Source organism: Acidiphilium sp. 20-67-58 (assembly GCF_002255515.1).
Classification (GTDB): domain Bacteria; phylum Pseudomonadota; class Alphaproteobacteria; order Acetobacterales; family Acetobacteraceae; genus Acidiphilium.
In genome coordinates, this window is sequence record NZ_NCAS01000002.1 from 149,559 (window position 1) to 174,741 (window position 25,183).

Genomic DNA, 25,183 nt, shown 5'->3' on the forward strand with positions numbered 1-25,183 from the left:
GGCGTCAGCCGAACCGGACAGCGAGGATCTCGTAGCTGCGGTCGCCGCCGGGAGCCGGCACCGAGACGGTGTCTCCCGGCTTCTTGCCGATCAGCGACTTGGCCAGCGGCGACGTCACGGAAATCCGCCCGGCCTTGATGTCCGCCTCATGCACGCCGACGATCTGGTAGGTGACTTCCTTGTCGCTTTCCTCGTCGACGAGCTCGACATGGGCGCCGAACTTGATCGTGTCGCCGGACAAGGTGGATGGATCGATTACCTCGGCCGCGGAAACGATCTCCTCGAGCTCGGCAATCCGCCCCTCTATGAAGGACTGACGCTCGCGCGCGGAATGGTATTCCGCGTTTTCCGACAGGTCGCCGTGGCTGCGCGCCTCGGCAATCGCCCGAATGATCGCCGGCCGCTCCACGGACTTGAGGTGGCGCAGCTCGGCTTCGAGATTCTGCAGTCCGGGCCCGGTCATCGGGAATTTTTGCACGGCAGTTCCTTCAGTCAGGTTAAGCCATCCGGCGTGGGGATGAGCAAAAAAGGCGCGGGCCGGGACGGCCCGGCACCGCGGTCATCGAAACGATTGCGGAAAATACGACTGAAGCGGCGCAACTTCAAGGTTGCCCGCCGCGAGAGCCGCGATGGCGTGCGATGCCGCCCGCGCCCCGGCTATGGTCGTGTAGTGCGGCACCCCGTGGTTCAGAGCCTGGCGGCGGATGTCGAAACTGTCCGACACGGTCTGCGCACCGGAGGCGGTGTTGATGACGAGCTGCACCTCACCCGAGCGGATCGCGTCGACGCAGTGCGGGCGGCCTTCCAACACCTTGTTCACCGCCCGCGCGGCGATGCCGGCCTCGGAGAGATGCGCGGCGGTACCGCGTGTCGCCATGATCTCGAAGCCGAGATCGACGAAGCGTCGGGCGATCGCGAGGATCGCCGGCTTGTCGGAATCCCGCACCGAGAGGAACACCGTGCCGGCCTGCGGCAGCTTGACCCCGGCGCCGAGCTGCGCCTTGGCGAAGGCGCGGGCGAAGCTGACATCGAGCCCCATCACCTCGCCGGTTGACTTCATCTCGGGGCCAAGCAGCACGTCGACGCCGGAGAAGCGGGCGAAGGGGAACACCGCCTCCTTCACCGCAACGTGACTGCGCATCACGCTGTCATCCAGCCCGAAGGAGGCCAGCGCCTCGCCGGCCATCACCCGCGCGCCGATTTTCGCCACCGACACGCCCGTCGCCTTGGCGACGAAGGGCACGGTGCGCGAGGCGCGCGGATTGACCTCGAGGACGTAGACATTCTCGCCCTGGATCGCGAACTGCACGTTCATCAGCCCGATCACGTTGAGCGCCTTCGCCATCGCCTCGGTTTCGGCGCGGAGTTCGGCGACGATGGCGGGCGACAGCGAGTAGGGCGGCAGCGAGCAGGCGGAGTCGCCGGAATGGATGCCGGCCTCCTCGATATGCTCCATCACGCCGGCGACGTAGACGGTCTGGCCGTCGGCGATGCAGTCGACATCGACCTCGATCGCGTCGTTCAGGTAGCGGTCGATCAGCACCGGGTTGGTGCCGGAGACCACCACCGCCTCGCGCATGTAACGGCGCAGGCTCGCGATGTCATAGACGATCTCCATCGCCCGGCCGCCAAGCACGTAGGAAGGGCGGATGACGACGGGGAAGCCGATCCGCTCGACGATCGCCTCGGCCTGCTCGGCCGAGCGGGCCAGGCCGTTTTCCGGCTGGCGCAGGCCAAGCGAACGCAGCAGGTCGTGGAAGCGCTCGCGGTCCTCGGCGGCATCGATCGCGTCGGCCGAGGTGCCGAGGATCGGGATGCCGGCCTCGGCGAGGGCCTGGCTGAGCTTGAGCGGCGTCTGCCCGCCATACTGCACGATACAGCCGAGCAGCGTGCCACGCTCCTGCTCGCGATGGAGCAGGGAGAGCACGTCCTCGGCGAAGAGCGGCTCGAAATAGAGCCGGTCGGAGGTGTCGTAGTCGGTCGAAACCGTTTCGGGGTTGCAGTTGACCATGATGGTCTCGAACCCGGCCTCGCGCAGCGCATAGGCGGCGTGGACGCAGCAATAATCGAACTCGATTCCCTGGCCAATCCGGTTCGGGCCGCCGCCGAGAATGACCACCTTGCGCCGCTCGCTTGGCTCGGCCTCGCAGACCGGCGCACCGAATCCGCCTTCATAGGTGGCGAACATGTAGGAGGTCGCCGAGGCGAACTCGCCGCCGGTGCTGTCGATCCGGCGGTAGACCGGGGTGACGCCGAGGGCGAGGCGCGCCTTGCTCACATCCGCCTCGCTCTGACCCGTAAGGCCCGCGAGTCGGCGGTCGGAGAAGCCGAGCGCCTTGAGCGCGCGCATGCCGCGCTCGTCGCCGGGCAGGCCTTCGGCGGCCACCCGCCGTTCGGCCTCGACGATGTCCTCCATCTGGCGGAGGAACCAGGGGTCGAACTTGCAGGCGGCGTGGATTTCCTCGACCGTCAGGCCGGCGCGCAGCGCCTCGGCGGCGATCAGCAGCCGGTCCGGCCGCGGGGTGGAGAGCGCGGCGCGGAAGGCATCGCGGGTGCCATCGCCCGGCTTCTCGACCGGATCGAGTCCGGCGAGGCCGGTTTCCAGGCTGCGCAGCCCCTTCTGCAGCGCCTCGGGGAAGGAGCGGCCGATCGCCATCGCCTCACCGACCGACTTCATCGAGGTGGTCAGCAGCGCCGGTGTGCCGGGGAATTTCTCGAAGGTGAAGCGCGGGATCTTGATGACGACATAGTCGATCGTCGGCTCGAAGCTCGCCGGGGTGACGCGGGTGATATCGTTGCGCAACTCGTCGAGCGTATAGCCGACGGCGAGCTTCGCCGCGATCTTGGCGATGGGAAAGCCGGTCGCCTTCGAGGCCAGCGCCGAGGAGCGGGAGACGCGGGGGTTCATCTCGATGATGACCACGCGCCCGTCGGCCGGATTGACGCCGAATTGCACGTTAGAGCCACCGGTATCAACGCCGATCTTGCGCAGGCACGCGATCGAGGCATCGCGCATGAGCTGGTATTCGCGGTCGGTCAGGGTCAGCGCGGGAGCGACGGTGACGGAATCGCCGGTATGCACGCCCATCGGGTCGATGTTCTCGATCGAGCAGACGATGATGCAGTTGTCCGCCCGGTCGCGGACCACCTCCATCTCGTATTCCTTCCAGCCGAGCACGCTTTCCTCGATCAGCACCTCGGTGGTCGGCGAGGCGTCGAGCCCGCCGGCGACGATTTCGAGGAACTCCTCGCGGTTGTAGGCGATGCCGCCGCCAGTGCCGCCGAGGGTGAAGGAGGGGCGGATCACCGCCGGCAGGCCGACGAGGTCGAGTGCCGCGCGCGCCTCGTCCATCGTGTGGGCGATGGCGCTGCGCGGGCTCTCGATGCCGATCTCGGCCATCGCATCGCGGAATTTCAGCCGGTCTTCGGCGCGGTCGATCACCTCGGCGCGGGCGCCGATCAGCTCGACGCCGTGCTTCTCGAGCGTGCCGGACTTGGCGAGCGACATCGCGGTGTTCAGCGCCGTCTGCCCGCCCATGGTGGGCAGCACCGCATCCGGCCGTTCCTTGATAATGATCTTCTCGACCATCTCCGGCGTGATCGGCTCGATATAGGTTGCATCGGCCAGTTCGGGATCGGTCATGATCGTGGCGGGATTGGAGTTCACCAGGATCACCCGGTAGCCTTCCTCGCGCAGCGCCTTGCAGGCCTGGGCGCCGGAATAGTCGAACTCGCAGGCCTGGCCGATGACGATGGGGCCGGCGCCGATGATCAGGATCGATTTGATGTCTGTACGTTTCGGCATGGTCAGCCCTCCATCATCGCGACAAAGCGCCGGAACAGGTGATTGGCATCCGACGGTCCAGGGCTGGCCTCGGGGTGGTATTGCACGGAGAAGCAGTTCTTTGCCGGGCAGGCGATGCCCTCGTTCGACCCGTCGAACAGCGAACGATGGGTGACCGTGACGCCGTCGGGGAGGCTCGCCTCGTCGACCGCGAAACCGTGGTTCTGACTGGTGATCTCGACCTTGCCGGTCGCAAGTTCCTGCACCGGCTGATTGGCGCCGCGATGGCCGCGGGCGAGCTTGTAGGTCCGTGCGCCGAGCGTGTGGGCGAGAAGCTGGTGGCCGAGGCAGATGCCGAAGAGCGGCTTGCCGGCATCGAGCACGCCGCGGATCGCCGATACGGCGTATTCGGCTGTCGCCGCCGGATCGCCGGGGCCGTTGGAGAGGAACACGCCGTCAGGCTGATGGCGGAGAATATCCTCGGCCGAAGCGGTGGCGGGGACCACGATGACCCGGCAGCCGGCGCTCGCGAGATTGCGCAAAATGTTCCGCTTCGCGCCGTAATCCACGGCAACGACAGTGAATTTGGGCGTATCCTGCCGGCCGAACCCGTGCGCAAGATCCCAAAGCGTCTCGGTCCACTCGTAGCTCTGGGTGCAGGACACCTCGCGCGCGAGGTCCATGCCCTCGAGCCCCGGCCAGGCGCGGGCCCGCTCGATCAGGGCGGGAATGTCGAAGCGGCCATCCTCGGGATAGGCGATCAGCGCGTTGGGCGGGCCGTCGTCGCGGATGGTGCGGGTGAGGGCGCGGGTATCGACCCCGGCGATGCCCGGCAATCCGATGCGGCGGCACCAGGCGGCCAGCCCTTCGGCGGCGCGCCAGCTGGAGGGCTGGGTGATGTCACGGTTGATCACAAGGCCGCGGGCGAAGCTCGTATTCGCCTCGATATCCTCGGGATTCGCGCCAACATTGCCGATATGGGGGAAGGTAAAAGTGATGATCTGCCCGGCGAAGGAAGGGTCGGTCAGGGTTTCCTGATAGCCGGTCATCCCGGTGGAGAAGCAGAGTTCCGCGGGGCTGCCGGCGGAATGCGCGCCGAAACCGCTTCCCCAGAACACGCGCCCGTCGCCCAGTACCAGCGCCGCAGTCGCCCCGTCCGGCTTCGTGGTTTCGGATTCCATTGCAATCTCTCCTGAAAGATCGGCCAGGGACAGACCGGTGACGGCAATCACCGCCGGCCAGTGCCGCGCCGGAATCGCCCCGGCGCTGCGCCACTTGCGCACGGCTTCGGTCGAAACCTGGGTCAGCCGGGCTGCCGCATCGGCACCGCCCAGCAGGTCGATGATCTCGTCTGTCGTCTTGGGCATGACGGTCTCATGCCGGATTTTTCCTCCGAGTTCAACCGGATTTCTCCTGACGAGAATAGGGATGGAAATTATTTCCGGCACTCGACATTTTACCGCGCTCTTCCTCGTCTGCCGTGTCCTCGGCTAGAAAGAACGAATGAATTCAGAGCGCGCCGCCGGCGCAACCCCCGCGATGGCGCAGTGGTTCCGCGCGAAGGCCGATTATCCGGACGCCCTGGTCTTCTTCCGGATGGGAGATTTCTACGAACTGTTCTTCGAGGATGCCGAGGCGGCCTCTGCGGCGCTCGACATCGCGCTGACCGCACGCGGTACCCATCAGGGCGAGCCGATCGCGATGTGCGGCGTGCCGGTCTCGCAGCGTGACACTTATCTCACCCGGCTTATCCGGCGGGGATTCCGCGTCGCGGTAGCCGAGCAGGTCGAGGCACCAGAGGCAGCGAAGGCGCGGGGTGGCAAGGTGCTGATCGACCGCGCCGTGGTCCGGCTCATCACCCCCGGCACGATCACCGAGGAAGCGCTGCTCGACTCGGGGCGCGCCAGCCTTCTGCTGGCGCTGGTGCCGCGGGCCGGCCGGGTCGGTGCCGCCTGGCTCGATGTCTCGACAGCATCGTTCGAAACCGCCGATCTGGCAGAAGCCGAACTCGCCGCGCTGCTCGGCCGGCTGGACCCGGCGGAAATTCTTTCCGCGGCAGATATCGAACTCGGGCCGCATGAAAGCCGGCGGACCGATCCTGGCCCGCCACCGCCTGCGGAGCTGGCCCGGCGTGATCTGGCGCGGCTGTTCGATGTTGCCTCCCTCGACGCCTTCGGTGCCTTTACCGACCATGAGGCACAGGCGGCAGCGGCGGCGCTGCGCTATGTCGAGCGCAGCCAGGCCGGCACGCTGCCGCGCATCGCCCGCCCGGTGCGCGCGGGCGAGACCGGCCTGCTGGCAATGGACGCCGCGACCCGCGCAAGCCTCGATCTGCTGCGCACGGCTGATGGCGGTGAGGCCGGCAGCCTGTTCGGCGCGGTACGCCGAACGGTGACCGCCGCAGGCGCGCGGATGCTCGCCGGCTGGATCGCCGCACCGCTCGACGCGATCGGCCCGCTGCAGGCGCGGCAGGCGGGCTGGCAGAGCCTGCTCGACGCCCCGGGCACACTTGCCGCACTGCGCGGCGCACTGCGCGGCGCGCCGGACCTGGCCCGCGCACTCGTGCGGCTCGGCCTCGCGGGGCGGAAGGCGGGCCGGCTGTCCCCGCGCGATCTGGGCCAGGTGCGGGATTCACTCGCTGCCGCGCGCGCGGTGGCCGAGGGGCTTGCGCCGGCGGTCGCCGCCGACCCCATGCACCCGCTGGCGGAGGACGTGGCGAAGCTCGCCGCCGGGCCGGAGCTGGCGGCGCTGCTGGCGGCCGCGCTGGTTGAAACACCACCCGCGCGGATCGGCGATGCGCCGGCGATCCGCGCGGGGTTCGACGGCGAGCTCGACGGCGAGCGCCGGCTGCGCGACGACACGCGGCAGGTGATCGCGGCGCTGCAGACCGAGCTTGCCTCGCGCTATGGCGTCGCCAGCCTCAAGGTGCGGCATCACAGCCAGCTCGGCTACGTGCTGGAGGCGCCGGCGGCGGCGGTCGAGGCGCTGCGGGCGTTTCCGGAGCTGATCCTGCGGCAGGGGCTGGCTTCGGCGGCGCGGTTCACCCATCCCGAATTGTCGGATCTCGACCGGCGGATCGCCGAGGCGCATGAGCGGGCGTCGGCGCGGGAGGCGCTGGTGCTCGACCATCTGCTCGCCGCGGTGATGCGCGAGGAGGCGGCGCTGGCGGACTGCGCGGCGGCGCTGGCACGGCTCGATGCGCTGCAATCAGCGGCAGCGCTGGCCGAGAGCGGGCGCTGGTGCGCGCCCGAGCTTTCCGAGGACGCGGCGTTCAGCATCGTCGCCGGGCGGCATCCGGTGGTCGAGGCGGCGCTGCCCGCCGGGGCGCGCTTCATCGCCAACGATGCCGACCTTTCGCCCGAGCGGCGGCTGATGCTGCTGACTGGGCCGAACATGGCCGGCAAATCCACCTTCCTGCGGCAGAACGCGCTGGTGATCGTTCTTGCCCAGGCCGGGCTGCCGGTGCCGGCGGACCAGGCGCGGATCGGGCTGGTGGACCGGCTGTTCTCCCGCGTGGGTGCTGCCGACGACCTTGCCGCCGGTCGCTCGACCTTCATGGTCGAGATGATCGAGACCGCGTCCATCCTCAACCAGGCCGGGCCGCGCAGCTTCGTCATCATCGACGAGATCGGCCGCGGCACCGGCACGCGCGACGGGCTCGCGATCGCCCAGGCGGTGCTGGAGGCGCTGCACGGGTCAATTCGCTGCCGCAGCATCTTCGCCACGCATTTTCACGACCTGGTGCAGCTTGGCGCGGCGCTGCCGCGGCTGCGGCCGTGCACGATGCGGGTGAAGTCGTGGCGGGGCAGCGTCGTGTTCCTGCACGAGGTGATCGAGGGCGCGGCGGAGCGCAGTTGGGGCGTGCATGTCGCCAAGCTGGCCGGGTTGCCGGAGCCGGTGATCCGCCGTGCCGAGGCGCTGCTGCGCGCGGCCGAGCGCGGGGCCGGCGAGGCGGGCGCGCTGCCGCTTTTCGCGGCGGCGGAGGACGGCCATCCGCCATCCGCTGAACTGCCGTCTGCGGATGGCTGGCATGCGGCGCTCGCCGAGGCCGATCCGGACCAGCTTTCACCACGCGCAGCGCTGGAACTGATCTACGCGTGGCGGCGAAACTTCCTTGGCGACAAGGCGGATGGCGCGGTAGAGAAGAAGTGACATGTCGAACACCAGCCAGCCGTCGCGCGATTTTCCGCCCGTCATGCCAGCGGCCGTGAGTCCGCCGCCGCCGCATGACGCGGTCATCGGTCGCCCCGATATCGGCGCCGAGCTCGCGCGCACGCTGCCGCGCGGCAATCCGCCATCGCGGGATCACGCGCTCGGCATCGTTCGCCGCCAGCTCGCCCGGCTGCAAACCCATGTGCAGACCCGCTTCGAGCGGGGCGACATGTCCGGCCTTGCGGCGGCTCGTCTTCTCTCGGGGCTTATGGACGAGCTGCTCGCCGCCCTGATCGGCTACGCGGTCGATCTGCTGCCGGTCGAAGAGGGAGATCGCCTCGCCGTTGCCGCGACCGGCGGGTACGGCCGCGCCACTCTCGCGCCTTTCAGCGATATCGACCTGCTGTTCCTGACCGACAGCGAACCCTCCGCCCGGGTGCTCCGCGCGGTGGAATTCATCCTGTATTTCATGTGGGATCTCGGGCTGAAAGTCGGGCACGCCACCCGCTCGACAGCCGATTGCCTGACCGAGTCGCAGGGCGACAGCACGATACGGACATCCTTGCTCGATGCCCGCTGCATTGCCGGCGACCGGGCGCTGTTCGCGCATTTCCAGCAGGCCTTCCGCCACGATTGTGCCGCCGGCAGCCCGGCGGGCTACATTACCGCGAAACAGGCCGAACGCGCCGCCCGCCACAGGCGTTTCGGCGATACGCCCTTCATGGTCGAGCCGAACATCAAGGAAGGCAAAGGCGGGCTGCGCGACCTGCAAACCCTCTACTGGCTCGCCCGGTACGTGTTCGGCACATTCGCCATGACCGAGCTGGTCGGCGCCGGCGCGCCGGGTGGCGGCATTCTCAGCGCCACCGAGGCGCGCGCCTGCAAGCGGGCATGGGACTATCTCTGGAGCGTGCGCTTCCATCTGCATTATGTCGCCGGCCGTGCCGAGGAACGGCTGACCTTCGATCTGCAGCCGGTGATCGGCGCGCGCATGGGCTATACGCGGCATGGGCGGCAGGATGGGGTGGAGCGGTTCATGCGGCACTATTTCCTGGTCGTGCGCGAGGTCGCGCGGGTGACAGGGGTGCTGGAACCCGCCGTGGTGCGCGCGGCGCTGGGGCCGCCCGCGATCGCGCCGGCGACCGACGCGGCACTGCTCGATGCCGGGTTCGTGCTGGCAGACGGCAAGGTCCTGTTTGTCACCGGTCGCGAGCCGATGGCCGAGCCGATCCAGCTGCTGCGGATCCTGCAGGTCGCGCGCGACCGGGGACTGAAACTGCATCCACTTGCGCTTCGCGCGATGATCCGCGGCGCACGTCGTACGGCGGAACTGCGTACCGATCCCCGCGCCGCGGCACTATTCCTCGACCTGCTCTGCGGTGACGGGGAGGCCCGGCAAGATGGCGCCCAGTGGCTCGCGATACTCAACGAAACCGGCGCGCTGGGCCGCTATCTGCCCGACTGGCGGCGCATCGTCGGGCAGATGCAATTCGATTCCTACCATGTCTACACGGTCGACATGCACACGATCCACGCGATCGGGGTGCTGAACGCGATCGAACGCGGCGAGCTTTCGGAGATCGTACCGGTGGCCAGCGGGCTCGCGCATCACGTGCAGTCGCGCCGGGCGCTCTACGTCGCGCTGCTGCTGCATGACATCGCGAAGGGCAGGGGGGGCGACCATTCCGAGATCGGTGCTGAACTGGCGCTGACGATCGGTCCGGCGCTTGGCCTTGATCCAGAGGAAACCGAAATGGTGTCCTGGCTCGTGCTGCATCATTTGCTGCTGAGCCAGACCGCGTTTTCCCGCGACATCGACGACCCCAAGACGATCCTCGACCTCGCCGATGTGGTCCAGTCGCCCGAGCGGCTGAGATTGCTGCTGATCCTGACGGTGTCGGACATCCGCGCGGTTTCGCCCAAGGTCTGGAACGGCTGGAAGGCCACCTTGCTGCGCGAAATCTATGCCCGTGTTGCCGAAGTGCTCGAGGGCGGGCTGGCCACGACCGAGCGCGATACCCGGGTGGCGCGGGTCAAGCAGATGGTGGCCGAACTGCTTTCCGACTGGCCGGATGCCGAGCGCGATGATTTCCTCAACATGGGATATCCGGGCTACTGGCTTGGCTTCGACCCCGAGAGCATAGCGCGGCACGGCCGAATGATCCGCGATGCGCGGCACAGGGATGCGCCCCTGACCGTTGCCGCGGAACCGTTGCCCGCGCGCTCGGTGACTGAAGTCGTTGTCTATACCGCTGACCATGCTGGTCTGTTCAGCCGTATCGCCGGAGCGCTCGCGGTCGCCGGGGCGACGATCGTCGATGCGCGCATCCACACATTGACGGACGGCATGGCACTCGACACGTTCTGGATCCAGGATGCCGGCGGCGGCTCGCTCGAATCGCCGCACCGGCTGGCCAAGATTTCCGCCGTGATCGAGCAGGTGCTGTCCGGCCGGCTGCGCCTCGCCACCGAAATCGAGAAGGCGACGAACAGCGTTGTGGGCGGGCGGATGCGGGCAATCCATGTGCCGCCGCGGGTCGTTGTCGACAACAGCGCGTCCAACCGCCACACCGTCATCGAGGTGAATGGCCGTGACCGGCCGGGACTGCTGCACGACGTCACCGCTGCGATCACCTCGCAGGGCCTGCAGATCGCCTCGGCGCATATCACCACCTACGGAGTCCGCGCGGTCGACGTGTTCTATGTGAAGGATGTGTTCGGCCTGAAGGTTCAGAACGAGCGCAAGCTCGCCCAGCTGCGCAGCGCGCTCATCGAGGCGCTGGCCGGCCGCTCCTATGAGGTCACCGCAGCGTCTTGAGCGGCTGAACTCCAGCTTGATGTGACCCGGCTCTGCCGGGAGGACAAAATTCTAGGGCGCGAAATTTTTATTTGACCAGGAAATTTCGGCTGCGACATAATTGCTCCGTAATGGGAAATGTCCTGTCCAAATCGGCTTGAAGCAGCCGGATGCGGGATAAACAAAGGGGAGCGAGATGACCTTCGAGATATCCTTTCGAAGACTGGCGATTGGCGCAATCGCGGCCGCGTTCACGGGGCTTGCGCCAGCGAGGGCGCAGGCGCCAGGCAGTCTGTACGTGTTTGGCGACAGTCTGAGCGACAATGGCAATATTCCACGCCTGACCGGCGTTCCCTATCCGCCGCCGCCCTATGTCGGTTACCGGTTTTCGAACGGGCCGGTCTGGGCGGAGTATCTGCCGGGGCTGACCGGGTTGAACTTCAAACCCTCGAACGACTATGCGGTGGGTGGCGCCTTCGCCGGGCCGCTTGTGGCCAATGGCGTGACCTACAACAATCTCGCCAATTTCCCGACGACATTGCTGCCCGGCCTGCCCAACGAATTGCAGGAAATCCAGAGTTTTGCCGCATCGGGCGGGCGTTTCGCGCCGGCCGACGTGGTGGGGATCTGGATCGGCGGAAACAATTATTTCGCAACGGAGGCGCTGGTGGGCGCTGCCCCTGCCCAAGCGCAGCAGATCGTCGGCCAGAACGTGAGTACCGTACTTGCCCAGACCGGACAGGCAATTCAGCAGGTGGCCGCGCTGGGGGCGCGGCAGATCGTGCTGCAAAATCTCGTGCCCTTCGGCAATGTGCCGACGGTGAACGGCACGCCGCAGCTTGTTGCGCTCGGCGACCAGATCATCGCGGCGCATAATGCGGGGCTTGCGACCCTCGCCGGGCAGATGCATGCCTCACTCGGGATTAACATCCTGCTGATCAACCAGCAGCAGATCTTCTCCGAGATCAGCGCCAATCCTGCGGCCTATGGCTTCACCAACGTAACCGACGCCTGCTTCGCCTCGGCCAGTTCGGCCTGCGCCTTTGCGCCAGCCTCGGTGCAGAACCAGTATCTTTGGTGGAACGTGCACCCGACCACGCACGGGCACCAGGTGATCGCGGCCTATGTCGCCAGCGCGTTGAACGGCTTCCAGTCGCTGTCGGTGCCGGCGCGCCTGCTGGATGCCGGCGCCGCGGCCTTCGCGCAGACGATCAGCACCAGGATGGAGGCGCTGCGTCACGGTGCCGGGGGGCTGACGGTCGATCTTGCCGGCGCGCCGATGCTGGCGGATGCGGCGGCGGGCGATACCGGCCCGATGGAACTGCCGGGCAACGGTCACGCGCTGTCGGTTTTCGTCGCCGGTGGCTACGGGTTCGGCGCCCGGGCGGCGGCACCAGGCAGCCTCGGCTTTCACGACCAGATCGGCACTGTGACTGCCGGCGCGGATTACCGCTTCACCCCCCACCTCACCGCCGGCATCGCGATCGGGTATTCGCGCGAAAGTGCGACGGTGAATGAGGGAGCGCGGTTGAATGCCGATGCCTACCAGTTTGCAGCCTATCTCGCTGCGCATAGCCGGCACCTCTATCTCGATGCGCAGGTCGATTACGGCATCGACCGGTTTGGCCGGATCAGCCGGCCAGGCGTGCTGGCGCCGATCACCGCCTCGCCACGAGGCCATACGCTGGGTGCTACCGTGCAGGCCGGCTATGTGTTGCATCGCGGTGTCGTTGAATTCGGCCCGACCGTAGGGATCGATGCGACAGACGCGCATGTCGACCCGTATAGCGAACAGGGTGACCCGGCGCTGACCATGGCGGTGGGCGGCCAGGATTTCGGGCGCGTGCTGTTCGACGCCGGATTTGCCGCTTCGGCGCAGGTCAGGCTGGGCGGCTTCGCGATTCGCCCGCATGGCTCGCTCGGGATTCAGGCCTCGATCGGCGGCGCTCCGGGCCAGTTCGCCAGCGTTTTCACCGACGAGCCGCTGGTCGGCCTGACCACGACCTATCCGCAGCTGTCGACGATGTGGGGCGTGGCGGATGCCGGTGTCACAGCGCGGCTTGCAGGCCAGCTTTCGGCGACGGTCGACCTTGCGACGACTTTCGCGCGGCGTGCCGGAGAGCAGCGGATGGTCAGCGCCGGGCTGCGCTGGCGCTTCTGAGCCGCGGACGCGCACGCAGTTTGCCGTTCTCGCTTGTCGCGGACGGCAAAGCGCGCTAGTCCGCGCCGATCGGCCATGCGCGGTATCGAACGCGCATGGCCTGCTTGGTCCGGTTCGGGCGGGCGTGGTGGAACTGGTAGACACGCCAGATTTAGGTTCTGGTGGCGCGAGCCGTGGGGGTTCAAGTCCCTCCGCCCGCAGACGGGGTTGATCTGCCGTGCCCGCACGGCGCGTGGGAAATGGCGTAACGTAAGGATTGGTTTGGACATGCAGGTTACCGAAACCCTCACCGAGGGGCTGAAGCGCGGCTTTACCGTCGTCGTGCCGGGCAGCGATCTTGACGAGAAGCGCGAGAAGCGCCTCGCCGAGCTGTCGAAGACGATGCAGATGCCGGGCTTCCGCCCGGGCAAGGTGCCGCTGTCGATGGTGCGCAAGCGCTTCGGCGACGCGGTGGCCGCCGAGGTGATGGAAGCTTCGGTGAACGAAGCGACCGAGCGGATGATCAACGACCGCAGCCTGCGCCCCGCGGTGCAGCCGAAGGTCGAGGTGGTTCGCGCCGATCCCGGTTCCGACCTCGAATTCACTGTCGAGCTCGAAGTGCTGCCCGAGGTGACGATCCCCGATCTGAAGGCGATCAGCCTGACCCGGCCGAAGGCGCCGGTGACCGAGGCCGAGATCGACGAGGCGATTGCCCGTTTCTCCGAACAGCGTGCCGAAGCCGAGGTGGTCACTGAAGACCGGCCGGCCGCGACCGGCGACATTCTCATGGTCGACTTCCTCGGCAAGCGCGACGGCGTACCCTTCGATGGCGGCGCCGGCACCGACACCGATATCGAACTGGGCGGGTCGGGCTTCATCCCCGGCTTTGCCGAGCAGATGGAAGGCATGAAGGTCGGAGAGACCAGGGTCATCACCGTGACCTTCCCCGAGCAGTACCACGCCGCTGAACTCGCCGGGAAGGAAGCGACGTTCGATATTACCGCCAAGGCGCTGAAGCGCCGCGTGGCGCCGGTGATCGACGATGCGTTCGCCGAGACCAACGGCTTCGAGAATCTCGCCGAGTTCCGCAAGTTCTTCGCCGACCGGCTGGAACAGTCCCGCGCCGGCGCCTCGCGGCTGAAGGTCAAGCGCGCGCTGCTCGACAAGCTGGCCGAACAGGCCGATTTCCCGGCGCCGGCCTCCCTGGTCGATGCCGAGTTTGCCGAGATCTGGCGCCAGGTCGAGGCAGAGAAGCAGGCCGGTCGTCTTGATGAGGAAGACGCGGCGAAGGACGAAGAGACACTCCGCGCTGATTATCGCGCGATTGCGGAACGCCGCGTGCGTCTCGGCCTGCTGGTTGCAGAGATCGGCCGCACCAACAACGTGCAGATCACCGAGCAGGACATGCGCCGCGCGATGATGGCCGAAATGCAGCGCTTCCCCGGCCAGGAAAAGATGATCATGGAGTTCTACCAGAAGAACCCCGGAGCACTCGACCGACTGCGCGGCCCGATCTTCGAGGACAAGGTGGTGGACTACGCACTCGAGCTTGCCACGGTCGCGGATGAAGAGGTTACCGTCGAGGCATTGTTCGCCGACTCCGACGACTGAGCTTCTTTTCTCCCCGGGGGTGGACGTAACCCTGTTCCCGGCTCATCTTAAAAGGCTGAGGGGGCGACGCCGGCCGTGATTCGGCGGCCGTCGCTCCCGGCAGGACACGATTTCATGCGGGTGCGGTGCGTCCGGCCCCGACTTGGAGACAGATGCCGATGGATCGCGACCCCACCGAGATCTACATGAACAGCCTTGTGCCCATGGTGGTCGAGCAGACCGCCAGAGGCGAGCGCGCTTACGATATCTATTCGCGACTGCTGAAGGAGCGGATCATCTTTCTCACCGGCCCGGTCTATGACCAGGTCGGCTCGCTGATCGCAGCACAGTTGCTGTTCCTGGAGAGCGAGAACCCGTCAAAGGAAATTTCCTTCTATATCAATAGCCCAGGTGGCGTTGTTTCGGCCGGCCTCGCGATCTACGACACGATGCAATACATCAAGTCGCCCGTCTCGACGGTGTGCATCGGGCAGGCAGCTTCGATGGGCAGTCTGCTTCTGGCGGCGGGCGAAAAGGGCAAGCGCTTCGCGCTGCCGAATTCGCGGGTCATGGTGCATCAGCCCTCGGGCGGTGCGCAGGGCCAGGCCGCCGATATCGAGATCCAGGCACGCGAGATACTTACCCTGCGCCGCCGTCTCAACGATATCTATGTCACTCATACCGGGCAGACGCTCGAAGCGATCGAGCAGGCGCTGGAACGTGACAGGTTCATGTCGGCCGACGAGGCAAAGACGTTCGGCCTGATCGATGAGGTTGTGACGAAGCAGCCGGCGAAGGATACGAAATAAAGCATCGCCGCGCCGCCCGGCAGCCGTCCGCGGTGGCGCGGCGTCGCAATGCTTGTGCCGGCGGGACTTGAGGTCTAGTCTCAGTCCCTTGATCGATGCGCCGGTCTTCTTGCCGGCGCTGCTGGAGCATAGATGAGCACGAAGTCCGGAGACTCGAAGAACACCCTGTATTGCTCGTTCTGCGGCAAATCGCAGCACGAGGTTGTGAAACTTATCGCAGGGCCGACCGTATTCATTTGTAATGAATGCGTTGAACTTTGTATGGATATCATTCGCGAGGACAACCGGACGCACCTCGTGAAAACACGCGATGGCGTGCCGACACCGCGCGAAATCTGCAAGGTGCTCGACGATTACGTGATCGGGCAGGAACACGCCAAACGTATCCTGAGCGTCGCAGTGCACAACCACTACAAGCGACTCGCGCACGCGCAGAAGAACAACGATATCGAGATCGCGAAATCCAACATCATGCTGGTTGGCCCGACCGGCTCCGGCAAGACACTGCTTGCGCAGACCCTGGCCCGGATTCTCGATGTGCCGTTCACCATGGCGGACGCAACGACGCTGACCGAGGCCGGCTATGTGGGCGAGGATGTCGAGAACATCATCCTGAAACTGCTGCAGGCCGCTGATTACAACGTCGAGCGTGCGCAGCGCGGCATCGTCTACATCGATGAAGTCGACAAGATCAGCCGCAAATCCGATAATCCCTCGATTACCCGCGATGTTTCGGGTGAGGGCGTGCAGCAGGCGCTGCTCAAGATCATGGAAGGCACCGTTGCTTCGGTGCCGCCGCAGGGTGGGCGGAAGCATCCGCAGCAGGAATTCCTGCAGGTCGACACGACCAATATCCTGTTCATCTGCGGCGGCGCGTTTGCCGGGCTGGAAAAGATCATCGCCCAGCGGGGCAAGGGGTCCGGCATCGGGTTCGGTGCCGATGTGCGCGATCCTACGGAACAACGCACTGGTGCCATCCTGCGCGAGGTAGAACCTGAGGACCTGCTGAAATTCGGCCTGATCCCGGAATTCATCGGACGTCTCCCGGTTGTTGCCACTTTGGAAGATCTCGACGAAGCAGCGTTGATCGAGATCCTCACCAAGCCGAAAAATGCGCTCGTGAAGCAATATGGCCGCCTGTTCGAGATGGAAGGGGTGAAGCTGAACTTCACGGAAGATGCTCTGAAAGTGGTCGCGTCACGCGCAATCCAGCGCAAGACCGGTGCGCGCGGCTTGCGATCGATCATGGAAAGCATCCTGCTTGAGACCATGTTCGATCTCCCGGGACTCGATTCCGTGGAAGAGGTGGTCATAAACGGCGAAGTCGCCGAGGGACGGGCCAACCCGCTGTTTCTGCATGGCAAGGAACGCGCTGAAACAGGTTCCTGAGCGGGCCGATCCGTTGGGTTCGGCTCTTGTGAGACCCGCAATGTGCCGGGGCATTGCGGCTGTCTCGATGTGGCACAATATCTCTCCTGTGGCCGGATCGCCCGGCACCGCGCACTGTGCCGATTCAGGGCAGAGCGCGCCGCTTATCGAAAGGTAGTCTGATGTCAGAGACCGATCCCAAAAAGACCAAAGCCGCCCTTGTGAAGGCGCCGCTCGAAGGTGAGCGGCTGGCCGTGCTTCCCCTGCGGGACATCGTCGTGTTTCCGCACATGATCGTGCCGCTCTTCGTAGGCCGCGAAAAATCGGTTCGCGCACTCGAAGGGGTGATGAAGGAAGACAAACAGATTCTGCTGGTGGCACAAAAGAACGCCCAGCAGGATGACCCGGCTCCAGGTGACATTTACGAAGTCGGGACGATCTCGACGGTACTGCAACTGCTGAGGCTTCCGGATGGCACCGTCAAGGTGCTCGTGGAAGGCGTGCGCCGGGCCCGGATTACCAAGTTCCACGAGGTGGACAGCCATTTCGAAGTTACCGCAGAGCCGCTCGATGAAGTCGTCATCGGCGGCAAGGAACTCGAGGGTCTGGCCCGCGGGGTGGTCTCTCAGTTCGAGCAATATATCAAGCTGAACAAGAAGATTGCGCCGGAAGTCCTTGTTTCCATTAACCAGATCGACGATCCGTCGAAACTCGCCGATACGATTGCAAGCCATCTCGGGCTGAAAATCGCCGACAAGCAGGAATTGCTTGAGACCGGTTCCGTGGCGGAACGGCTGGAGCGTGTGTTCGCTCACATGGAATCCGAAATCGGCGTACTCCAGGTGGAGAAGCGGATTCGCAACCGCGTGAAGCGGCAGATGGAGAAGACGCAGCGGGAGTATTATCTCAACGAGCAGCTCAAGGCGATCCAGAAGGAGCTTGGCGAGGGCGACGAAGGCAAGGACGAGACCGCCGAACTCGAGGAAAAGATCCGGACCACCAAGCTCTCGAAGGAAGCGCGCGACAAGGCGATGGCCGAGCTGAAGAAGCTGCGGACCATGAGCCCGATGAGCGCCGAAGCGACGGTGGTACGCAATTATCTCGACTGGCTGCTGGGCATTCCCTGGAAGAAGCGCGCCAAGATCAAGAACGACGTGATCGAGGCAGAACGCATCCTCGATGCCGATCATTATGGCCTCGACAAGGTCAAGGAGCGGATTCTGGAATACCTGGCGGTGCAGTCGCGCAGCCCGAAACTCCGGGGGCCGATTCTCTGCCTTGTAGGGCCGCCCGGCGTTGGCAAGACGTCGCTCGGCAAGTCGATCGCCAAGGCAACGGGACGCAACTTTGTCAGGATGTCGCTCGGCGGCATGCGGGACGAGGCGGAAATCCGCGGCCATCGCCGGACCTATATCGGCTCGATGCCGGGCAAGGTCATCCAGGGGATGAAGAAAGCGAAGACGTCGAACCCGCTATTCCTGCTCGACGAGATCGACAAGCTCGGTGCTGACTGGCGTGGCGACCCGACCTCGGCCCTGCTCGAAGTGCTTGATCCGGAACAGAACGCGTCCTTCAACGACCATTATCTTGAGGTCGATTACGATCTTTCGGACGTGATGTTCGTGACCACCGCGAACTCGCTGCGGATGCCGCAGCCGTTGCTCGACCGTATGGAGATCATCCGTATCCCCGGATATACCGAGGACGAGAAGGTTGAGATCTCGAAGCGGCACCTGATCGGGAAACAGGCCGAAGCACATGGTCTCAAGGCCGGCGAGTGGAGCGTTTCGGACGATGCGATCCGCGAACTTATCCGCACCTACACCCGTGAGGCCGGGGTTCGTAACCTCGAGCGCGAGATAGCCAATCTCGCCCGCAAGGCGGTGAAGGACATCGTTACAAAGAAAGTGACGAAGGTTGCGGTTACCCGGAAGAATCTCGAAAAATTCGCCGGCGTCCCGCGGTTCCATTATGGCGAGACCGAGGCCGAAGATATGGTCGGTGTGGTCACCGGTCTGGCGTGGACCGAAGTCGGCGGCGAGATTTTGACGATCGAAAGCGTGCTGCTGCCGGGCAAGGGAAACGTCAAGCAGACCGGCAAACTTGGCGATGTGATGCAGGAGAGCGTGTCTGCGGCGATCTCCTATATTCGTTCGCGGGCCATCAGCTTTGGAATCAAGCCGCCGATCTTCGAGAAACGTGACATTCACGTCCATGTTCCCGAAGGCGCGACGCCAAAGGATGGCCCTTCGGCGGGTATCGCGATGGCGACTTCGATCGTTTCAGTGCTTACCGGTATCCCTGTGCGCAAGGACATCGCCATGACCGGCGAGATCACGTTACGCGGACGGGTTCTGCCGATCGGAGGGCTGAAGGAGAAGCTGCTGGCTGCTCTCAGGGCCGGCATCACCACGGTGCTGATCCCCAAGGACAATCAGAAGGATCTCGCGGATATCCCTGAAAACGTGAAGAAATCGCTGAAGATCATCGCGGTTTCGCATGTTGACGAGGTCATCGCCCAGGCGCTGGTGCGCAAACCTGAGCCGATCGAGTGGGCGGAACCGGTTGAGCCGGTTGCGCCGGCTCAACCCGGTGCAACCACTGGTGCAGTCCTGCCTCACTAGCCTATCGCGTGTTTTTTGCGGCCGGTTTCCATTCGTCTTCGTTGACGCAGGGAAACCGGCCCCTTTAGTGTGCGGCGTTCGGCGGAATGCGTGGCCGGAAGCCGATTCGTTTTTTGACCGCCACTTCCGTTTAAACCAACTGGGAGACTGACCCGTGAACAAAATGGACCTCGTCGCAGACGTTGCGGAGAAGACCGACCTTACGAAAGCCAAGGCCACCGAAGTGGTGGATGCGGTGTTTGCTGCCATTGAGGATGCGCTGAAGCGCAAGGAAGAAGTCCGCCTGGTCGGTTTCGGCACGTTCGGCACGGCTGAACGGAAGGCGGCGACAGGTCGCAATCCGCGCACTGGGGAAGAAATCCAGATCGCGGCGTCGACCTCGGTCAAGTTCAAGCCGGGCAAGACTCTGAAGGATGCCGTGAACTGACACTGAAACTGGTCGATCCCCAAGTCGGCCTGTATTGATTGCAAAGCCCCTGCCAGCTGACTGGCAGGGCGCCGCTCCGGGCGGTTAGCTCAGAGGTAGAGCGTCTCGTTTACACCGAGAGGGTCGGCGGTTCGATCCCGTCACCGCCCATTCATAACTGTCTCCTTCCCTTTTGCGGTACAACCTGAGCGAATCGATACGATTCGGGTTCTATGCAGCTGGCGTCGTTCATCTCAGCGCATAGCAGTGTCGCGTAAATGGCTCCGAAAACAGGAAAACGTCGTGTCGTCGCACTCTCGAAAAAGGGGGAGGAGCCCCGTGCTGGGCCATGTTTGCCGGATTTGGCTGGAGGTTTGTGCCTTTGCCGTGGGATCTGGTGGTGGTGACATGACCCGAGAGTGGTTTGTCCCCCGATTGCGCACGGGACAACCTCGCGACCAGAGCTTGACGCGCATCGGCCGTCGCTATACGGAACGTCTCACAACGCGGGTGTAGCTCAGTTGGTTAGAGCGCCGGCCTGTCACGCCGGAGGTCGCGGGTTCGAGCCCCGTCACTCGCGCCACTTTGCCTTTCTTCAGGCAACGTGGATAGACAATAAATAAGGAGGACATGCCCTGTAACAGCCTGAGATATTCGGGTTGCTCTGGCGTGTCTTGCCTGCGACGGTCTGGCTTGCGGTTCACCGCAACCTGACCATTGATACTGGATATGCAGGGGACAATCGCGATGCATGCGGATCTGTCGGTCTACTTCCCCATACTGGTTTTTCTCGGCATTGCAGGTCTTCTTGGCGGCGCTTTCGTTGTCGGCTCGCTTCTTGTCGCGAGACAGAATCCCTACGGCGAAAAGCTGTCCGCGTATGAATGTGGCTTCGCTCCATTCAGCGATGCGCGTCGCAAGTTCGATGTCCGGTATTACCTCGTGGCAATTCTCTTCATCATATTCGACGTCGAGATCGCGTTCCTGTTTCCCTGGGCTGTGAGCCTGTCGCGGATCGGCGCGCTGGGGTTCTGGTCGATGATGGGGTTTCTGGCAATTCTGGCGATCGGGTTTATCTATGAATGGCGCAAGGGAGCGCTTGACTGGGAATAGTCTTGCCCTGCCTGTGCCTGACCCGGATGAGACGAGTGATAAACCGGCCGCAATTGGCCCAAGCGGAAGGCATGACATGAACGCCGTGCAACAACCCGACATTGCCTGGAATCGTGAGCACCTGGATCCTGGAGCCGATCAGGATGCGGTGGTCCGCAGCATCACGGGTGAAATCGCCGGCAAGGGATTTGTCGTGGCCAATCTCGATCGGCTGGTGAACTGGGCCCGAACCGGCAGCTTGTGGCCGATGACCTTCGGCCTCGCCTGCTGCGCCGTCGAGATGATCCACGCTTACATGCCGCGCTGGGATCTCGACCGTTTTGGCATCATCCCGCGCAATTCCCCGCGCCAGAGCGATGTGATGATCGTCGCCGGGACACTGACCAACAAGATGGCGCCGGCCCTGCGCAAGGTCTACGACCAGATGCCCGAGCCGCGCTGGGTGATCTCGATGGGCAGCTGCGCCAATGGCGGCGGCTATTATCATTATTCCTATTCGGTCGTGCGTGGCTGCGACCGGATTGTCCCGGTGGATATCTACGTGCCGGGCTGCCCGCCCACGGCAGAGGCGCTGGTGTACGGGATCACCCAGTTGCAGAAGAAAATTCGCCGGACGGGGACGATTTTCCGTGAGTGAAGAGAACCAGACCGAGGCGCCGGCTCCGGAGGCGCTAGAGGATATTTTCGGCGACCGGCTTCGCGGGATCACCGGCGTAACGCATGTCACGCTGGAGCGTGATGAACGCATCATTTCGGTGGTGCGCGAGTCGCTTGCCTCAGTCATGCGCGCGCTCCGTGACGATCCGCACTTCGCCTTCGAACAATGCATGGACGTGTGCGGTGTCGATTGGCCTGAGCGGGCCGAGCGGTTCGATGTCGTCTACAATCTTCTGTCGGTTAGCCGGAATGACCGGCTGCGCGTGATCGTGACCACCAATGAAACAACGCCGGTGCCGAGCGTCAGCGAGATCTGGCCTGGCGTGACGTGGTGGGAGCGCGAGGTCTTCGATTTGTTCGGCGTGAGCTTCGACGGGCTTGTGGATCATCGGCGGATCCTGACCGATAACGGGTTCGAGGGGCACCCGATGCGCAAGGACTTCCCGCTCACCGGCCATGTCGAACTCCGCTACGACGAGGAACAGAAGCGGGTGGTGTATGACAAGGTCGCGCTGACGCAGGAATTCCGGAATTTCGATTTCCTGTCGCCGTGGGAAGCGATGAACACGCTTCCCGGCGATGAGAAGGCGACTCGCGGGGGGGCAGGCACATGAGCAGTGCGATGCAGAATGGCGCGCAGGAGACCGAGCGCCGCGTGATCGACATCAACGACCGTCATACGGTCAATGTCGGCCCCCAGCATCCGGCGACACACGGCGTGCTGCGCCTGATCATGGAGCTTGAAGGCGAGACGGTGACGCGCGCCGATCCGCATATTGGCCTGCTGCACCGCGGGACCGAGAAGCTGATCGAGTACAAATCCTATCTTCAGGCGGTGCCGTATTTCGACCGGCTCGATTACGTCAGCCCGATGTGCTGCGAGCATGCCTTCGCCCTGGCGACCGAGCGGCTGCTCGGCGTGACAGTGCCGGAACGGGCGCAGTGGATCCGCGTTCTGTTTGCCGAAATTACCCGCATCCTCAATCATTTGCTGAATGCTGTTCATCTGGCGCTGGATATCGGCGCACAATCTCCGAGCCTTTGGGGGTATGAAGAGCGGGAGAAGCTGCTGACCTTCCACGAGGCTGTGTCGGGCGCGCGCTTCCACGCGAATTATTTCCGCCCCGGCGGGGTTTCGAAGGATATGCCTGCGGGTCTGGCCGATCAGATCTGGGAATGGAGCGAGCGGTTCCCGAAATTCCTCGACGATCTGCAGAACCTGCTGAATGACAACCGGATTTTCCGCCAGCGCCTTGTCGATATCGGGGTGATCTCGGCCGAAGATGCATTGGCGATGGGCTTCTCCGGCCCCAATCTGCGCGCCTCGGGTGTCGCTTGGGATCTGCGGCGGGCGCGGCCTTATGACAAATATGACGAGGTTGATTTCGACATTCCGGTTGGGCGGCATGGCGATTCATTCGATCGCTACCTCGTGCGGATCCGCGAGATGGTGGAGAGCCTGAAAATTATCCGCCAGGCGCTCAAGGCGATGCCGGAGGGCCCGATCAAGGTGCAGGATCACAAGATCACACCGCCGAAACGCGCCGAGATGAAACGCTCGATGGAAGCGCTGATCCATCACTTCAAGCTCTACACCGAGGGGTATCATGTGCCCGCCGGCACAACCTACACCGCGGTTGAGGCGCCGAAGGGCGAGTTTGGGGTGTACCTCGTCGCCGACGGCAGCAACCGGCCCTATCGCTGCAAGATCCGCGCGACCGGCTTCTCGCATCTCCAGGCGATGAACCTGATGTCGAAGGGCCATCTTCTAGCCGATGCCATCGCCGTGCTCGGCTCGATCGATATCGTGTTCGGTGAAGTGGATCGCTGAAAGATGAACGACATGGCCGAACCCGCTTTCAGCTTCGATGAAACGAGCGAGGCGCTGATCCCCTCGATCATCGCCAAATATCCGGAGGGAAAACAGGCAAGCGCGGTCATGCCGCTGCTTGACCTTGCCCAGCGGCAGATGGCGCGGCAGACGGGGCATGCCTGGGTGCCGCGGACGGCCATGGATGTGATCGCCAGACGGCTGTCGATGCCATCGATGCGCGTCTACGAAGTCGCGACATTCTACACGATGTTTCATACCAAGCCGGTGGGCAGGTATCACCTTCAGGTTTGCACCACGACGCCATGCTGGCTGCGTGGGTCGGATGAGGTGATGGCTTCCTGTCGCAAGGCTGCCGAAGCGGATGGCGAGATGTTCAGCATCGAAGAGGTCGAATGCCTTGGCTGCTGCGTCAACGCGCCGGTCGTGCAGGTGAATGACGATGTCTACGAGGATCTTGATGGTCCGCGCACCGAAGATCTGCTCGCCCGACTGCGCGCCGGGGACGTGCCGCCGCGCGGCTCGATGATCGGCCGGCAGAACTCGGCCCCCGAGGGAGGCCCGACCACACTGTTCAACGTGGGGGGCGGCAAGCAAGAGAGCGGAGCGGAATGACATGCTGAGCGATCGCGACCGGATCTACACTAATCTCTACGGTTTGCATGACTGGCAGCTTGCCGGCGCCCGCGCGCGTGGCGACTGGGACGGCACAAAGGATATTCTGGCCCGCGGGCGCGATGCGATCATCGAGGAAATCAAATCCTCCGGCTTGCGCGGGCGCGGGGGGGCGGGCTTCCCGACGGGGATGAAATGGTCGTTCATGCCGAAGGAAACCGGCGGACGTCCGAGTTATCTGGTCATCAATGCCGATGAAAGCGAACCTGGCACCTGCAAGGATCGCGATATTCTGCGCCATGAGCCCCACAAATTGGTGGAAGGCGCGCTAATCGCGGGCTTCGCCATGGGCGCGCATCGTGCGTTCATCTATGTTCGTGGTGAATATTATAACGAATACAGGAATTTACAGGCTGCTGTTGACGAGGCGCGTGAGGCCGGGCTGATCGGCGATGATGCCTGCGGTTCGGGCTGGGCTTTCGACATCACCGTGCATCGGGGCGCCGGGGCCTACATCTGCGGCGAGGAATCGGCGCTGATCGAGAGCATTGAAGGCAAGAAGGGCATGCCGCGGATGAAACCGCCATTCCCGGCGGCACTCGGTCTTTATGGCTGCCCGACCACAGTCAACAATGTCGAGACCATTGCCGGGGTCGCAACCATCATGCGGCGGGGGGCCGCCTGGTTCTCCGCACTCGGCCGGCCGAAAAACTCCGGCACCAAGATCTTCTGCATTTCCGGCCACGTGAACAGGCCGTGCAATGTGGAAGAGGAGCTTGGCATTCCGCTGCGCGAACTGATCGAGAAACATGCAGGCGGCGTGCGCGGTGGCTGGGACAATCTGCAGGCGGTGATCCCGGGCGGTTCTTCGGTGCACATGATTCCGAAATCGGTCTGCGATACGGTTCTGATGGATTATGACAGCCTGCGCGAGCAGCGTACCGGGCTTGGCACCGCGGCGGTGATCGTGATGGACAAGTCAACCGACCTGATCCGGGCGATCGCGCGGCTCGCGGCGTTCTACAAGCATGAGAGTTGCGGCCAGTGCACGCCCTGCCGCGAGGGTACCGGCTGGATGATGCGGATGATGAACCGGCTAGTCGAGGGGCGGGCGGAGATCTCCGATATCGACCTGCTCGAACAGGTCACGAGACAGGTCGAGGGTCATACGATCTGCCCGCTTGGCGATGCGGCGGCCTGGCCGATCCAGGGTCTGCTGCGGCATTTCCGGCCGATGGTCGAGCAACGCATCGCCGAGTACAAGGCACGCACGGCAGCGCGCCTCGCGGCGGAATGA

Annotated in this window: 17 protein-coding genes and 3 tRNA genes; 17 read left to right on the forward strand and 3 right to left on the reverse strand. The window is 64.4% G+C overall.

Features of this window, described 5'->3' with window-relative positions; genetic code table 11:
• Positions 1-4: 4 nt before the first annotated feature.
• The 3 genes from greA to carA all read right to left on the reverse strand — a co-directional run bounded on the left by greA (position 5) and on the right by carA (position 5,151).
• On the reverse strand, positions 5-478 hold the full coding sequence (greA, locus tag B7Z76_RS01670; RefSeq protein WP_174502296.1) for a transcription elongation factor GreA: 474 nt from the start codon (positions 476-478) through the stop codon (positions 5-7).
• A gap of 81 nt (positions 479-559) precedes the next feature.
• Complete coding sequence (carB, locus tag B7Z76_RS01675; RefSeq protein WP_174502295.1) at positions 560-3,805, reverse strand: carbamoyl-phosphate synthase large subunit; 3,246 nt, start codon at positions 3,803-3,805, stop codon at positions 560-562.
• 2 nt (positions 3,806-3,807) lie between these two features.
• Positions 3,808-5,151, reverse strand: coding sequence for a glutamine-hydrolyzing carbamoyl-phosphate synthase small subunit (gene carA / locus B7Z76_RS01680; RefSeq protein WP_291341799.1), 1,344 nt, complete (start codon positions 5,149-5,151; stop codon positions 3,808-3,810).
• Positions 5,152-5,287: 136 nt separating this feature from the next.
• Here carA and mutS point away from each other — a divergent pair, with 136 nt between their 5' ends.
• The 17 genes from mutS to nuoF all read left to right on the forward strand — a co-directional run bounded on the left by mutS (position 5,288) and on the right by nuoF (position 25,183).
• Complete coding sequence (gene mutS, locus B7Z76_RS01685; RefSeq protein WP_291341800.1) at positions 5,288-7,936, forward strand: DNA mismatch repair protein MutS; 2,649 nt, start codon at positions 5,288-5,290, stop codon at positions 7,934-7,936.
• Between the two features lies 1 nt (position 7,937).
• On the forward strand, positions 7,938-10,754 hold the full coding sequence (locus B7Z76_RS01690; protein WP_174502292.1) for a [protein-PII] uridylyltransferase: 2,817 nt from the start codon (positions 7,938-7,940) through the stop codon (positions 10,752-10,754).
• 277 nt (positions 10,755-11,031) lie between these two features.
• A complete protein-coding gene (locus tag B7Z76_RS01695; protein ID WP_291341801.1) occupies positions 11,032-12,894 on the forward strand; it encodes an autotransporter domain-containing protein in 1,863 nt (620 codons plus the stop codon).
• A 118-nt stretch (positions 12,895-13,012) separates the two neighbouring features.
• Positions 13,013-13,094 (forward strand) — tRNA-Leu (locus B7Z76_RS01700).
• A 67-nt stretch (positions 13,095-13,161) separates the two neighbouring features.
• Positions 13,162-14,484, forward strand: a complete 1,323-nt coding sequence (gene tig / locus B7Z76_RS01705) for a trigger factor (RefSeq protein WP_174502290.1) — start codon at positions 13,162-13,164, stop codon at positions 14,482-14,484.
• 158 nt (positions 14,485-14,642) lie between these two features.
• Entirely contained in the window at positions 14,643-15,272 is a 630-nt protein-coding gene (gene clpP / locus B7Z76_RS01710) for an ATP-dependent Clp endopeptidase proteolytic subunit ClpP (protein ID WP_174502289.1), read from the forward strand.
• 132 nt (positions 15,273-15,404) lie between these two features.
• Positions 15,405-16,661: an ATP-dependent Clp protease ATP-binding subunit ClpX gene (clpX, locus tag B7Z76_RS01715; protein ID WP_174502288.1), complete on the forward strand. Its 1,257-nt coding sequence runs from the start codon at positions 15,405-15,407 to the stop codon at positions 16,659-16,661.
• 161 nt (positions 16,662-16,822) lie between these two features.
• Positions 16,823-19,264 carry an endopeptidase La gene (gene lon, locus B7Z76_RS01720; RefSeq protein ID WP_174502287.1) on the forward strand — a complete coding sequence of 814 codons (2,442 nt, stop codon included), beginning with the start codon at positions 16,823-16,825 and terminating at the stop codon, positions 19,262-19,264.
• 163 nt (positions 19,265-19,427) lie between these two features.
• Positions 19,428-19,691, forward strand: a complete 264-nt coding sequence (locus B7Z76_RS01725) for an HU family DNA-binding protein (RefSeq protein ID WP_283770803.1) — start codon at positions 19,428-19,430, stop codon at positions 19,689-19,691.
• A 78-nt stretch (positions 19,692-19,769) separates the two neighbouring features.
• Positions 19,770-19,841, forward strand: a tRNA-Val gene (locus B7Z76_RS01730).
• 335 nt (positions 19,842-20,176) lie between these two features.
• Positions 20,177-20,253: transfer RNA gene (locus B7Z76_RS01735), tRNA-Asp, on the forward strand.
• 164 nt (positions 20,254-20,417) lie between these two features.
• On the forward strand, positions 20,418-20,783 hold the full coding sequence (locus tag B7Z76_RS01740) for an NADH-quinone oxidoreductase subunit A (RefSeq protein ID WP_174504741.1): 366 nt from the start codon (positions 20,418-20,420) through the stop codon (positions 20,781-20,783).
• A gap of 76 nt (positions 20,784-20,859) precedes the next feature.
• The gene (locus B7Z76_RS01745) at positions 20,860-21,420 is read left to right on the forward strand and encodes an NADH-quinone oxidoreductase subunit B family protein (RefSeq protein WP_174504740.1); all 561 of its coding nucleotides are present in this window, start codon (positions 20,860-20,862) and stop codon (positions 21,418-21,420) included.
• Positions 21,413-22,054 (forward strand): NADH-quinone oxidoreductase subunit C, encoded by a 642-nt coding sequence (locus B7Z76_RS01750; protein WP_174502285.1) that lies wholly within the window; start codon positions 21,413-21,415, stop codon positions 22,052-22,054. Before B7Z76_RS01745 ends, B7Z76_RS01750 begins: the two co-directional genes overlap by 8 nt.
• Positions 22,051-23,271, forward strand: coding sequence for an NADH-quinone oxidoreductase subunit D (locus tag B7Z76_RS01755; protein WP_291341802.1), 1,221 nt, complete (start codon positions 22,051-22,053; stop codon positions 23,269-23,271). Before B7Z76_RS01750 ends, B7Z76_RS01755 begins: the two co-directional genes overlap by 4 nt.
• 3 nt (positions 23,272-23,274) lie before the next feature.
• Positions 23,275-23,886, forward strand: coding sequence for an NAD(P)H-dependent oxidoreductase subunit E (locus B7Z76_RS01760; RefSeq protein WP_291341803.1), 612 nt, complete (start codon positions 23,275-23,277; stop codon positions 23,884-23,886).
• Position 23,887: 1 nt separating this feature from the next.
• Positions 23,888-25,183: an NADH-quinone oxidoreductase subunit NuoF gene (nuoF, locus tag B7Z76_RS01765; protein ID WP_174502282.1), complete on the forward strand. Its 1,296-nt coding sequence runs from the start codon at positions 23,888-23,890 to the stop codon at positions 25,181-25,183.